This window comes from Micromonospora sp. NPDC002411, from assembly GCF_053592955.1.
This window is the reverse complement of sequence record NZ_JBSFBM010000198.1, coordinates 1-12624: the sequence shown is the minus strand read 5'-3', so window position 1 is coordinate 12624 and position 12624 is coordinate 1. Positions and strand designations below refer to the sequence as shown.

Below are 12624 nucleotides of genomic sequence, written 5' to 3'. Positions count from 1 at the left end.
GCGTCGCGGCCACCGCCGCCGCCCGGCTCCGCGCCGGGGACCGCGCCGTCCGGGTGCCTGTCGAACCACCGGACGAGGTCGCCGACCTGGCCGAGGCGTTGAACGGCCTGGCCGGCGCGCTGGCCACCAGCGAGGGACGGCAGCGGGAGTTCCTGCTGTCCGTCTCGCACGAGCTGCGCACCCCGCTGACCGCGATCCGGGGGTACGCCGAGGCGCTCGCCGACGGCGTGCTCGGCGCGGACGACACCGTCGACACCGGTCGGACGATGCTGGTCGAGGCCCAGCACCTGGACCGGCTGATCGGGGATTTGCTGGCGCTGGCCCGGTTGGAGGCGGCCGACTTTCCCCTCGAACCGGTGCCGGTGGACCTCACCCAGTTGGCAGTGGACGCGGAACCGGCCTGGTCCAGCCGGTGTGCGGCGGTGGGGGTGCCGTTCCGGTTGGAGACGCCCGGTCGGCAGGTGCCCGCGTACACCGATCCGGGTCGGATCCGTCAGGTGCTGGACGGGTTGCTGGAGAACGCGCTGCGGGTCGTACCCCCGGGGTCGCCCGTGGTGCTCGCGGTCCGGCCGGCGGGTGCCGACCCGGCCGCCGGCGGTGTGCTGGAGGTCCGCGACGGCGGGCCCGGCTTCACCGACGACGACCTGGCGGTGGCGTTCGAACGCGGTGCGCTGCACGAGCGGTACCGGGGGGTGCGCAAGGTGGGCAGTGGGCTGGGGTTGGCGTTGGCCGCCGGCCTGGTCCGCCGACTGGGCGGGGAGATCGTTGCTGGACACGCGCCGGAGGGCGGTGCCGCCTTCACGGTCCGGCTGCCCGGTGATCCTTACCTGACCCGAACATCGGCCTGACGCTCCGCTCGTCGTTCCCGGGGAGGCTGAGGGCTCCACTGACAGAGAGGGAGAGTCATGCCACGTTGGGGATTCGTCACCGGCACCACCGCTCTGCTGGCGGCGGTCGCGCTCGGTCTCAGCGGCTGCGGTGCGGCCGAGGTGGCCAGCCAGCCCGCCCGGGAGGCGGCCGTCGAGGTCGCCGCCGCGATGGGCGTCGAGGGGCAGGCACTGACCGCGATGGGCTTCGACGCTGACGACCTGGACGTGCAGACCGTCGCCGCACCGGCCACCCCGACGCCCGGTGCCTCCCCCACCGCCCAGGAGAAGGCCCGGGAGAAGCGCGGCGAGGAGTGGCGCAAGCGCCGGCAGGCGCGGGTGCTGCTGCGGAAGAACACCCTGCACGGTGAGGCGGTGGTGAAGACCAAGGACGGCGGTACGCAGACCGTGGCCGTGCAGCGCGGCGAGGTGACCGCGATCGACGGCGGCTCGATGACCGTCAAGTCCACCGACGGTTTCACAATGACCTGGACCTTCGGCGAGGACCTGCGGGTCGTCGAGCGGCGCGCCACGGTGCAGCCGAGCGAGGTGAAGGTCGGCGCGACGCTCGGCGTTGCCGGCGCGAAGGACGGCGACAAGGGCGTGGCGCGGCTCGTGCTCATCCCCCGCGCGAAGTGAGCGAACGGGGCCCTGGCCGACGCCGGGGCCCCGCTGCTCGTCAGTACACGCGCGACCCGATGAAGTCGTCGTGACCGTAACCGACCGGGTTGGCGGCGGTACGGGCCTCGAACGACCACTGCTGCCGGGTGCTGCTCCCGCAGTTTGCCAACCGCAGGCGCGGGCTTCCCAGCAACGGGTTGTCGAACGCCACGCACAGGTTGCTCGCGGCGGCCGGCTTGATCTGGTTGCCGGAGAAGACGAACTGCTGCGCTCCGGTGCCGTTGCAGTCGTAGATGTTGACCGCGGTGCCGGCGGTCATCGAGCTGTTGGAGACGTCCAGGCATCGATCGTGGGACAGCTCCGAGTGCAGCGACCGCCGGGCCGAGTCGTACCAGAAGCCCTGGTTACGCCCACCGTGACAGGAGTACGGCTGCTGAACGGTCCCGTTGCGGGAGTCGTACCCCTTGCCGTCGACGCAGGTGCCGGTGGCCAGGTTGCGCAGTTGCCTGAAGTCCAGCAGACCCGGGTAGAGCACGCCGCTGCCGGTGCTCGCCGGGTCGACGCAACTGGCCCGGGCCTGACCGGAGTTCCAAAACTGCGTGATGCACTGGGCGAACATGCCGTGCCCACGGGCGTTGGGGTGGAAGGACTGGCGGGCGGCGTTCTCGTTCCAGATGCCGACCTCGATGTAGAGGCCGCGTACCGAGGTGTTGTCGGTGCACACCTCGTGCCCGTGGAAGAGCCGGCTGGCGTCCAGGTAGCGGGTGCCGGTGTTCGCGGCGGCCGAGCGTAGCGCCGACTCGAACATCGGGACCGCCTTGTTCCGGGCGAACGCCGCGTCGGCCAGGTAGAGCAGGCAGCCGCCCGAGTACCAGCCCGGGAAGTTCGGGTTGTCCTCCACGTCGGGGCTGCCCGGGCTCGGGTACGACATCAGCACCAGCTCGTAGTCCGATCGCAGGTAGCCGGCCTTCGTCATGGTCTGCCGGATGTCGTTGAGCGCGGATTCGACGGCCTGGCGGCTGCCGTCGGTGCGGATCGTCCACTGGTCGGTGTACGTGGGGTAGCAGGGCCCCTGGAAGAAGACCCGACGGACGGCGCAGTCGGTGGCGACCGGACCGAACTGGATGGTGCCGTCACCGTTCGCGCCGACCACCACCCAGATCAGCTTCACGTGCGTGTTGCGCGCCTTGATGCCCAGGTAGTCGCCCTGGTTCAGCTCGTTGTGCTGGGTCGGGCCGCCCGCGATGAGGTTCCACGGCGTGGCACCGGAGCAGGCGATGTTGTACTGCGCGTCCGACGTGATGCCGGTGCGGAACACCGCCTGGTCGTACGAGCGGTCGCACCAGTTGCCGTCCTGGTGGGTGCCGAGGACGTAGTTGCCGACCCCCTCGCCGGAGATCTCGCTGTCGCCCATGGTGACCAGCGCGGTGCGGCGTTGTTCGATCGGGCGGATCGCCGGGCTGCCGTAGAGGGCGGTGGCCTCGGCGGCCCGGATTGCTTCGAGGTTGGCGGGGAGTGGTTGGACGGTTGGACGGTCGGCGGCGGTGGCGGGGGTGGCCGGTCCGGCGAGCATCGGTAGGACGAGAGCGGCGACGGCGACGGCGACGGTGATGGCCCGTCGTCGGGTCGCGCGTTCGGGCCTGGCGGGTATTGCAGGCATCGACGCACTCCTTTCGGCTCAGTCGCGGGACGTCGACTGAGTTACCAGACGGTAACGTGCGGATCAACAGATGTGAATGCGCCTCAGGTCCTTGCGCGCGGGCTGCCGAACCGCCCGGATCGGACTATCCGGGCGGCCGGGCGTGCGCTGCCGCCGTCAGTGGCCCGGCTTGCGCTGCCGCCGTCAGCGTGTGGGCGGCAGGGCGTAGCCGACGTAGCCGCGGAACTCCAACCGCCAGCCGGCCGGAACCAACTTCGTGCAGGCCGGACGGCTGCCGGTGCAGACGATCGCGTCGACCGAGGAGGGGTCGGCCGGCGGTCGTTCCGGCAGCACCGACTGCAATGCCACCAGGTCGGGGGAACTCCCATCCGGCTGCCGCAGCAGCAGCCACCACGGGTACTCCCAGTTGTCGTTCTGCTGCACCAACCCGATCCGTCGGGCATCGCTGTCGCGTACCGCCGCCGCGGCCCAACGGAACTCGTCGGCCCACTGCGGGCGACGCAGGAACCGGGTGTCCCAGTCCGAGGTGGTGAAGACCGAACCGGAGCCGACCAGGCGGCGCGGGAAGCCGTACGACAGTGCGAGCACCCCGGCCAGCGCCGAGGTCGCCAGCACGGTGACCGCCACCGCTGTGGCCACCGACCGGCGCGCCGAGTTCGCGCGGCGTCGACGCAGGAGCGCGTCGACCCAGAGCCCGGCCAGTGGCACCGCCAGCACCACCGCGTAGAGGATCAGCCGGTTGCCCCACGGCTGCCACTTGATCATCGAGGTGTGCAGCAGGACGGCGGCCAGCACCACCACCGCGTACGCGCGCAACGGCCCGGTCTGCTCGGGATCGATCCGGCGCGGACGGGCGAGCGCGACGACAGCACCGATCAGCGCCAGAGCCCCGGTCAGGGGAAATGCCACCCGATCCTCGTCCGGATACCAGGCCGGCTCCGGGAAGATCTCCCGGCCGAAGGTGATCGCCCGGTCCTGTGGGTCGACGCCGATCACACCCGCGCCGTCGATGATCACCTCGGCACCGGCTCGACGCAGCGGCGCCAGCGGCGTGTCGAACGCGGTGTGCCCGATCCGCAGGGCGTTGACCAGGATCGACTGCGGGTCGTGCCGTTCCATCGGGATCGACTCGCGCAGCCGAGGTGGGCCCAGCGGGTGCCCGAACTCGGCGGTCACCCGGGCCAGGAACGGGCCGACCACCACGGCCGCGACCAGCAGGATCAGCACTGAACCGCCGACCGTGCGGGCCACCCCACCGACCGGCCGAGGCCGCCGAACCGCGCCGGTCGCCGCGCTCACGGCCGCACCGGTTGTTGCCGCTCCAGCGGCCAGGGTCAGTCGGAGTTGCGCCAACCCCCAGAGCACCAGGAGCGGGCCGACCGCGATCAGGCCGCTGGTCTTGGTCACCGCCGTCAGGCCGGTGGCCGCCCCCAACCCGAGCAGCGTGCCCCAGCCGGTCCGCCGGCGCAGCCCGTCCAGCACCAGGGTCGCCGCGCAGGTGACCCACGCCGCGCAGACCAGGTCGGTCTGCGTGCTGGTCGCCTGGAGCACCACCATCGGCGTGGTCGCCAGCACGAACGCGGTGAGCAGTTGAGCCCTCCGGCCGCCGCCGAGCTGCGCGGTGATCCGTGCGGCCACCAGCAGGCAGAGCACGCCGGCCGCCCACTGCACCAGGTTGTGCAGGTGGTCCCCGCCGGTGAGGAGGCGAAGGTGCAGCAGCAGGTACTCGGCTCCGGGCGGGATGGTCACCTGCCGGTGGATGGCGGTGGGCCAGAAGTCCAGGTCGCCCTGGGCAACCCAGTGCTCCACCTTCGGCAGGTGGTACGTCTGCGAGTCGAAGTTGTTCGGCTCGGCGAGCAGCGCGACCAGCAGCTCCACCAGGACCAGCCCGGCGATCGTGCCGACGAGCAGTCGTTCGCCCCGTCCGGCCGTACGCCAGGCGTCGACCGCCACGGAGAGCAGACCGGAGGGTGCCCGAGTGGTCCGTGTCGGCGCGGGGTCGGACCTGGTGGCGGCGGGCTCGACGGTCGGGTCGGACGGGTCCGGGCTGGCACCGGAAACCGCGGCGCCGACCGGCACCGGTCGTGGGGTGGCGGCGGGAGGAGGCGCTGGTCGGCTCGACCGTCGCCGCAGACCGGCGGCTGTCGCGGCAGCGACCAAGAAGAGCAGCCAGGCGGTGACGAAGGCCGGCCGGTTCAGCGCGTGCATCGCGCCGAGAAGCTCGACGACGAGTACCGCGTACACCCCGGTCAGCAGTGCGGAGCGCACCACGGCGAGTCGCAGCGGTGCGACCGCATCGATCGCACGCGACCTCAGCGCGACGGTGAGTAGGAGCACCGAGGCGGCGGGAAACACCGCGAGCAGGGAGCCGGCAGCCGACATGGCCGGAAGTAAACACCATCCGCCTGAGCCCGCCACGCCGACGGCCCGACGGTGGCGGCACGCGGTGTGCCAACCAGCCAGGCTAGGCTATGCCCGACGTATTGTCGCCACCGTGGAGATTCCCGTGAAGCTCTCGATCCTCATGCCGGTCTACAACGAGGAAGAACGCATCGCGGATGCCCTCAAGCAGGCGTTGGCGGTTGACTATCCCTGCGAGATCGAGCTGGTCGTGGTCGACGACGGCAGCCGGGACGGCACCGGCGAGGTCCTCGGCCGCGCCGACGACGCGCGCCTGCGGGTCATCACCCACCAGCGCAACGCTGGCAAGGGTGCCGCCATCAAGACGGCTGTCGACAGCGCGGAGGGTGACTACATGGTCATCCTCGACGCCGACTTGGAGTACGACCCGCAGGACATCCCCAAGCTGCTCGACCCGGTGCTCGACGGGCGGGCCACGGTGGTCTACGGCAATCGCACCTTCGGCAGCCACAGCGCCTACAGCTTCTGGTACGTGATGGGCAACAAGGGCGTCACGATGGCCGCCAACGTGCTGTTCAACTCGTACATCGGTGACCTGGAGACCTGCTTCAAGCTGATGCCGGTGGCGCTCTACCGGTCGCTTGAGGTGCGCTCTCGCGGCTTCGGCATGGAGGCCGAGGTGACCGGCAAGCTGCTGCGTCGCCGCATCCGCCCGTACGAGGTGCCGATCAGCTACCGGGCACGTGGCCGGGAAGAGGGCAAGAAGATCACCTGGAAGGACGGGGTCGAGGCGATCTGGATCCTCGGTCGCGAGCGCGCCCGCCGCCGCCCGGTCCCCGCGCCCCGCTGACCGACGCCAGCTCTTTCGAGCGGGCTAACCTTTAGTTGAAGTGCACTTCAACTAAAGGACCTGGTGATGCCGGATTCGTTGACGATCGGTGAGCTGTCCGTCCGCTCCGGCGTGGCCCCCTCGGCGCTGCGTTACTACGAACGACTCGGGCTGATCCGCGCCGACCGGACCGGCGGCAACCAGCGCCGCTACGCCCGCGCCGAGTTGCGGCGGGTGGCCTTCATCCGGATCTCCCAGCAGGTCGGCGTCTCGCTCGATGAGATCCGGGCGGCACTCGACTCGCTCCCCGAAGGCCGCACCCCCAGCCCACAGGACTGGGCGCAGCTCTCCGCGAGCTGGCGGAGCCGGTTGGACGAGAAGATCAGACTGCTCGCCGAGCTCCGCGACAACCTCGACGGTTGCATCGGCTGTGGGTGCCTCTCCCTGCAACGCTGCGTGCTCTACAACCCCGGGGACGCGCTGGCCGGCGAAGGGCCCGGCGCCCGCCTGATGCTGCCACGACCAGCTGACGCGCCTCCCGCCGTCACCCCAGGGTGAGCAGCACCTTGCCGAAGTGATCGTTCGACTCGACGAGCCGGTGTGCCTCCGCCGCCTCGGTCATCGGCAGCCGCCGGTCGACGATCGGTCGGACCGTGCCCGCCTCGATCAACGGCCACACCTCGGCCCGTACGCCTTGGACGATCTCCGCCTTCTCGGCGAGGGGCCGGGAGCGCAGCGACGTCGCGGCGACACTCGCCCGCTTGGTCAGCAGCGCGCCGAGATCCAGCTCGGCCTTGCGCCCACCCTGCATGCCGATCACCACCAGCCGTCCGCCGGTGGCCAGCGCCGAGACGTTCCGCCCCAGGTAGGACGCGCCCATGATGTCCAGGACGACGTCGACGCCGCGACCGTCGGTGGCTCGCCGGACCTCCTCTTCGAAGTCCTGCTCCCGGTAGTCGATCGTGTGCGACGCGCCCAGCTCACGCAGCCGGGAGTGCTTGGCCTCCCGGGCGGTGGTCAGGACGGTGGCGCCCAGTGCAGCCCCGAGCTGGATCGCGAAGGTGCCGATCCCACTGCCCCCACCGTGCACGAGCAGAGTGTCACCAGCGCCGAGCCGCCCCACCTGGACCAGGTTCGACCAGACCGTGCAGGCCACCTCGGGCAGCCCTCCGGCGTCGACCGGGTCGCACGCCGGCACCGGCAGCAACTGCCCGGCGGGCACCGCCACCCGCTCCGCGTACCCGCCGCCGGCCAGCAGCGCGCAGACCTGCTGCCCGACCGCCCACCCGGCAACGTCCGCGCCGACCACCGTGATGACCCCGGAACATTCCAATCCGGGGTACGCGGACGCGCCGGGCGGCGGCGGATAGTTTCCCTGCCGTTGCAGCAGATCAGCGCGGTTGACCCCGCTGGCCCGCACATCCACGATCACCTCGTCCGGGCCCGGCTCCGGGTCGGGCACCTCGGCCCAGACCAGCGCTTCGGGTCCACCGGGCTGCGGAATGGTGATGGCTCGCATGGCTCAGTCTTACCCGATCACACCTGATGCCGCAGGCGCACCCTCCAGCCCACAGTGGACCCGCTGGAGCGCCTGCCCAACCGGTACGGGGAGGGACACCGGGCCGGCCGGAGCGAGCCGTGGCAGACTATGCGTGGCCGTACGCCTGCGGGTGGCGGCCCAGGAGGGTTCGCCTAGTGGCCGATGGCGCTGGTCTTGAAAACCGGTAAGGCAGCGATGTCTTCGTGGGTTCGAATCCCACACCCTCCGCCCCTGTAGGCAGCAAAAACGCCCCCTGACCAGCGCGAACGCTGGCCGGGGGGCGCTTCTGTGAATGGTGAGTCAGTCTCACTTCGTCCCGTTCGGGGCCGCCGCGTCTCACTCGTCGCGGCAAATGGGCGGCAAAGTTTCGTCGGCCGGTCGGGCGCTCTCGTGCTGGTCAGGAGGTAGCTAGCGCCGCCTCGATCCGCTTCCGTGCCGCCTCGTCCTGACCGTCGATGCAAGAGGCGTAGACCTTGAGTAGGACGTGCACGCTGTGCCCTGCCCACTCGGCGACCTGGGTAGCCGGCACACCAGCGTTCAGCCAGAGCGACACGGCAGCGTGCCGCAGGTGGTAGGGCACCCGTGCCAGGACGGAGCGTTGCTGGGCAGGGGTAAGCGCCTGTTCCCGTGCCTGCCGCCAGGCTCTCAGGTAGGTGCTCTTCGTGACGGGGCCAGGCCGTGAGCCGGGCGCGTTGAACATCCGCCCGCCCGGGTTGCCGTAGTGCTGCCGATGGTGCCGCAGGATGCGGACAAGTTCCGGGCAGGCGGGCACGTCGCGCGTCGCCTTTTTCGCTCGATGCTTTAGCTCTCGGTCCTCACGCATTTCGCCGCTGTCGCTCCATTCCTCGCCGACGTGTTGCGTTGACCCGCTGAGGTGAAGCCACCCCCAACCCTCTTCGGGTAGTTCGCATTCATCGTCTCTCAGGTGCATTACCTCAGACGGTCGGAGCGCTGCGAAGTACATGCACGCGAAGAACCCCGCTAGGGCCGGATCTCGGTCACTCACGGCGGCCAGCAGTAAGCGTGCTTGCTGTGGATTCGCCACGACCTTTCGGTCGATTTTCTCTTCGTTTTTCGGCGCACGCCACTGGACGAAATCCATCGGGTGCGCGTCGAGGTATCGCAGCTCCACCGCGTATTTGAGCGCGCTAAAGAGGACGGCTCGCTTGCGGGCAACCGTGTTCGCGGCGGCAGGTCCGCCGTCGAGCCGGGTCGCCAGCGTATCGAGCGCCTTCCGAATCGTCGCCGCATTCGCCAGTTCGGTCAGCGGCAGCGTATTGGCCTTAAGCCACCGGATGACCGGTGCCAGGTCGGCCGGCGCATCGGCATCCCGCTGCGACTTGTTGAAGATCCACGTATACAGCGCTTTCCGGATCTCGGCATCGGAGGGCGCTCCCCGCGTGCTGCTCAAGAATGCGGGCGTCACGGTCGTGAGGGCGTCGGCGATGCTCTTTCGCTGGGTCGCGGCGGCCCGGGACCATTTCATGTCGACGAACGCCACCGCGACTTCGTACCACGTTCGGCTGTTCAGCTCTCGTGCCATCGGTTCCGGCATGCCGGTTGGCTTGTCGAACGCGATTCCCTCGCGCTGCGCAATGACGAGGCGTGATCGGAAGCTTTCTGCCATCGCTCGTGTCTGGAACGTCTTGCCGAATTCGCGCCCGGCCACCTCCCACCGGACGCGGTAGCTCTTGCGCTCCTTGCCTGTCTTGCGGTCGCGTCCTTGGTATTCGCGGGTAGCCCAGATGCGTACCTCGTAGGTGCTCATGCTGCCTCTTCGTGGTCGTTGAGCCAGTTGTCCAGGTCGCGGCGGCGGACGTACAGGCTGCCGTTTGGGTACTTGATCGTTCGGGGTGCGCGGCCGGTGGCCTTCCAGCGGAAGAAGGTCGACCGGGGTACGCGTAGTTCGTCGAGGACTTCGGCGAGGGTGAGCAGGTCGCCGGTCGGGGTGCGGCGCGCGGGCATGGGCGGGGCCTCCCTCGTGCGGGGTGCAGGTGGAGCGCTGGAACACCCGGGGCGGGCGAGGGTGGCCAGCGCTGCGGCTGTTTCAGCGGGGTGTCTTGCGGGCTGATTGGCGCGGTGAGCGCCTTCCGGTCGGCGTCGGTCGTCTGTGGAGGGTCGGGGTGGCAGTTCGGCAGAACGGCGTAGGGCGGCCCGCTGAGAGCGCCGTAGAGGCAAGATCCGGGCAGGGTTGGGGTAAGGCATAGGGCCGAACCGTCTGTGTGGCTCTCAGGGGGCCGTTTCCGGGTGCCGATCGACCGGCGGTAGCACGGGTGCGGGCCGGGAGGGGGCCGGGAAGCGTTGACACGTTGACAATCGGCCGGTGCGGGCACGTTTCCGCAGGTGAGAGGCGGTGTCGAGGTGTCAACGCCCCCCGTTGACAGGCGTTGACACCCGCTGACACCGGGTCGACCGGCGGCGGATTGTCAACGCCTGTCAACGCCTGTCAACGCCCCCCGTTGACACCCTCGCGGGTGGTCTGAGCTGCGGAAACGTCGGCGTCGGGGCCGGTTGTCAACGTGTCAACGCTTCCGGGCACCTCGGCCACAGCGCGCGGGTGCAGCTCGTACCGACCATCCGCGCCAGAGCGGACCCACCCGAGGGCGGCCAGCTCGGCGAGCACCGCCGACACCTCATCGGACTTCGGCAGCCGCCGGGACACCCGGCGGTGCAGCTCCCGGCGGGTGAACGTCGCCATGCCCTTAGTGGTGAGCACCCCGAGCACGTACCGGGTGTTCTCCATCGCGGCGTCACTGCCGATGGTGGTGAGCGCGGCCCGGTAGTGCGCGGCGAAGAACTCGGCCAACCTCACGGCGTCGGTCATCCGGTCGGCGTCGATGGGGCGTCGCCACGCGTCGGCGGGGTGGTGGGCGACGTGCAGCAACCCGGCCAATCGGAGCGTTGCGCCGGAGAGCTTGTTGCCCCACTCCCGCATGTCGTGCAGCGTCCCGCCGGGGCGTAGCTGCGCCTCCACCTCCTGAGCGGCAGCCAACCGCACCCGCCCGGCCTCGGCGGTGAGGGTCACCACGGCGGGGTCTTCCCACTCGGCGAAGGTGGCGGCCAGATCATGCACCCGATGCCGGTAGCCGGCCGTCACCGCCTCGGGCACCGGCTCCGTGTCGACCAGCCGATACCCGGCGAGCGACCGGGGCAGGGCGAACAGGAACCGGGCAGGCAGCCCGCGCCCGGCGAGGTCCGCGTTCCCGCCGAATTTCCGCAGCACGGTCGGTTGCGCCATCACGCACACCGTCAGCGCGGGCTTGTCGACCGAGGCACCCTCGCGGGTCTGCCGTTCGTTGCTCATCGGCTGCCCCGCATGACCCTTCAAGTACGGATCAAGGTTCGGGGCACCGGAGAAGCGACCGGCGAGGGTGTCAAAGATCCCGCCCTCATCCGAGATGATCGCCATCCGTCCGCCGTTCGCGGCCATCAACCCGATGAGGGCTTCCGGGGTGGCGTCATCCACGATCAGCCGGGGCAGGCCGGGAACGGTGATCGCCTCGGCCGCGATCGCGGCGGCTACCGCCTCGGCGGCGGCCTCATCGCGCTTGCCCGGCTCGCTGGCCTTGGCCGCCTGAGCCTTGGCCTGCTCGGCGTGCCGGTCGGCGATATCCCGCAGCGCCGCAGCCTCAGCGATCCGAGGTCGCATCGCCTCACCCAACGTCGACTGAGCGGCGAACAGCGGCGCGGTCATCGCCCGATGTACGGGTGACTTCCGCTCGCCGGGTCCGGCGATCACGGCGGCGAACACGTTCACGGGCTCGCGCCACCCGCCGACCGGTTCGACTTCCAGGCGGCCACCCGCGCACGCGGAGAGCACGGCGACGGCGAGGGTGCCGGCCATGGCCGGGTCGGTCTGCGTGAAGCGGGCGACGCCGGTCACCATGTCGCCCAGCCACGCGGGGAACACGTCGACCGGGAACGGCGGCGGCGCGGTGGTCGGCCCGGTCAGGGGCACTGGAACATCCCACAGCGGGCCGCCCGTGGCCGGCTCGCCGGTGGCGTCGGGATGGTCGGTGACCAGGTGCAGTCGGGCGGCGCTCATGCGGCCACCTGCCGGGGTCGCTTGCTGCCGGCGGCTAGCCCGGATCGGATGGTGCGTGCCGTCTCGACGCTGCCCAACCCGGCCGATGCTGCGGCTTGTTCCAGCACTCCCGAGGCGTCCGTTTCGGTGAGCGATCCACCGGCCGCGAGTTGCCCGAGGGCGACGGCAGCGATGTAGAGCGCCCGGTTGCGCTCCCCTGCCGGCGCGGTGGTTATCCGGTCGGCTTCCCGGTTGATCGCGGCCCGGACGTACGCGCCGCTGCGGTCGGTCGGCAGCGACACCACCACCGGCCGCTGCGGCGGAAGCGGCGCCGGAGTGAGCAGCCCGGCCAGCCACCCGGCCAGCGGGGCGGGGTCGGTATCCAGGTCCACCCGGTAGGGCCGACCGGCCACGGTGCTGCCGGCGGCCACCACGTAGCCGCCGTGGGCGCGGGTGTCGACCAGCGGGCCGAGCGTGCCGGCCGTGTTGCGCAGCTCCGGCCCGTCGTCGGGGTGGCGGTAGTAGAGGTGGGTGCCGCCCCGCCCGGTGGTCACGGTGTACGTCGGGTCGATGAGGGCAGCGTGTGCGGCGGCCAGGTCGGCAAGGGTGTCCAGCCCGGTCGGGCCGGCGGTGTCGCCCTTGGGTCGGTCGAGGTCGACCACCACGAGCCGGGACGGGCCGCAGGCCAACCCGATGCCGTACGGGCGGGCCGACCACGCCCGG

Annotated in this window: 11 protein-coding genes and 1 tRNA gene; 5 read left to right on the top strand and 7 right to left on the bottom strand. The window is 70.8% G+C overall.

Annotation, left to right across the window (positions count from 1 at the left end):
* The coding region (locus ACWCO3_RS22205; RefSeq protein WP_450011789.1) for a HAMP domain-containing sensor histidine kinase at window positions 1–848 on the top strand (848 nt) is incomplete at its 5' end.
* Window positions 849–905: 57 nt separating this feature from the next.
* On the top strand, window positions 906–1505 hold the full coding sequence (locus ACWCO3_RS22200; RefSeq protein ID WP_145778447.1) for a hypothetical protein: 600 nt from the start codon (window positions 906–908) through the stop codon (window positions 1503–1505).
* Between the two features lie 40 nt (window positions 1506–1545).
* Here the strand turns inward: ACWCO3_RS22200 and ACWCO3_RS22195 are convergent, their stop codons facing one another.
* Entirely contained in the window at window positions 1546–3147 is a 1602-nt protein-coding gene (locus ACWCO3_RS22195; RefSeq protein WP_450011786.1) for a ricin-type beta-trefoil lectin domain protein, read from the bottom strand.
* Between the two features lie 183 nt (window positions 3148–3330).
* Window positions 3331–5529 carry an ArnT family glycosyltransferase gene (locus ACWCO3_RS22190; protein ID WP_450011784.1) on the bottom strand — a complete coding sequence of 733 codons (2199 nt, stop codon included), beginning with the start codon at window positions 5527–5529 and terminating at the stop codon, window positions 3331–3333.
* Window positions 5530–5653: 124 nt separating this feature from the next.
* On the opposite strand from ACWCO3_RS22190, the gene ACWCO3_RS22185 reads away from it, so the two are divergent.
* Both ACWCO3_RS22185 and soxR read left to right on the top strand, forming a co-directional pair.
* Window positions 5654–6358, top strand: a complete 705-nt coding sequence (locus ACWCO3_RS22185; protein WP_145785398.1) for a glycosyltransferase family 2 protein — start codon at window positions 5654–5656, stop codon at window positions 6356–6358.
* 66 nt (window positions 6359–6424) lie between these two features.
* Window positions 6425–6895, top strand: coding sequence for a redox-sensitive transcriptional activator SoxR (gene soxR / locus ACWCO3_RS22180; RefSeq protein WP_145778449.1), 471 nt, complete (start codon window positions 6425–6427; stop codon window positions 6893–6895).
* Here the strand turns inward: soxR and ACWCO3_RS22175 are convergent.
* Window positions 6882–7856, bottom strand: a complete 975-nt coding sequence (locus tag ACWCO3_RS22175; RefSeq protein ID WP_145778450.1) for an NAD(P)H-quinone oxidoreductase — start codon at window positions 7854–7856, stop codon at window positions 6882–6884. The two genes, soxR and ACWCO3_RS22175, sit on opposite strands and share 14 nt — an antisense overlap.
* Window positions 7857–8018: 162 nt before the next feature.
* On the opposite strand from ACWCO3_RS22175, the gene ACWCO3_RS22170 reads away from it, so the two are divergent.
* A tRNA-Ser gene (locus ACWCO3_RS22170) sits at window positions 8019–8105 on the top strand.
* A gap of 169 nt (window positions 8106–8274) precedes the next feature.
* Here ACWCO3_RS22170 and ACWCO3_RS22165 read toward each other — a convergent pair.
* The 4 genes from ACWCO3_RS22165 to ACWCO3_RS22150 form a co-directional block, all read right to left on the bottom strand.
* Window positions 8275–9645 carry a tyrosine-type recombinase/integrase gene (locus tag ACWCO3_RS22165; protein ID WP_450011781.1) on the bottom strand — a complete coding sequence of 457 codons (1371 nt, stop codon included), beginning with the start codon at window positions 9643–9645 and terminating at the stop codon, window positions 8275–8277.
* Window positions 9642–9842: a helix-turn-helix transcriptional regulator gene (locus ACWCO3_RS22160; protein ID WP_167946532.1), complete on the bottom strand. Its 201-nt coding sequence runs from the start codon at window positions 9840–9842 to the stop codon at window positions 9642–9644. Before ACWCO3_RS22160 ends, ACWCO3_RS22165 begins: the two co-directional genes overlap by 4 nt.
* A 481-nt stretch (window positions 9843–10323) precedes the next feature.
* The gene (locus ACWCO3_RS22155; RefSeq protein ID WP_450011778.1) at window positions 10324–11922 is read right to left on the bottom strand and encodes a YfjI family protein; all 1599 of its coding nucleotides are present in this window, start codon (window positions 11920–11922) and stop codon (window positions 10324–10326) included.
* Window positions 11919–12624: bifunctional DNA primase/polymerase (locus ACWCO3_RS22150; RefSeq protein WP_450011776.1), on the bottom strand; the 706-nt coding region annotated here is incomplete at its 5' end. The genes ACWCO3_RS22155 and ACWCO3_RS22150, both read right to left, overlap by 4 nt.

Excerpts from the sequence above, each read along its gene's own strand:
- ACWCO3_RS22200 (WP_145778447.1), top strand. The coding sequence starts at position 906 with ATGCCACGTTGGGGATTCGTCACCGGCACCACCGCTCTGCTGGCGGCG.
- ACWCO3_RS22160 (WP_167946532.1), bottom strand. The coding sequence starts at position 9,842 with ATGCCCGCGCGCCGCACCCCGACCGGCGACCTGCTCACCCTCGCCGAA.
- ACWCO3_RS22175 (WP_145778450.1), bottom strand. The coding sequence starts at position 7,856 with ATGCGAGCCATCACCATTCCGCAGCCCGGTGGACCCGAAGCGCTGGTC.
- ACWCO3_RS22190 (WP_450011784.1), bottom strand. The coding sequence starts at position 5,529 with ATGTCGGCTGCCGGCTCCCTGCTCGCGGTGTTTCCCGCCGCCTCGGTG.
- ACWCO3_RS22195 (WP_450011786.1), bottom strand. The coding sequence starts at position 3,147 with ATGCCTGCAATACCCGCCAGGCCCGAACGCGCGACCCGACGACGGGCC.
- soxR (WP_145778449.1), top strand. The coding sequence starts at position 6,425 with ATGCCGGATTCGTTGACGATCGGTGAGCTGTCCGTCCGCTCCGGCGTG.
- ACWCO3_RS22165 (WP_450011781.1), bottom strand. The coding sequence starts at position 9,645 with ATGAGCACCTACGAGGTACGCATCTGGGCTACCCGCGAATACCAAGGA.
- ACWCO3_RS22155 (WP_450011778.1), bottom strand. The coding sequence starts at position 11,922 with ATGAGCGCCGCCCGACTGCACCTGGTCACCGACCATCCCGACGCCACC.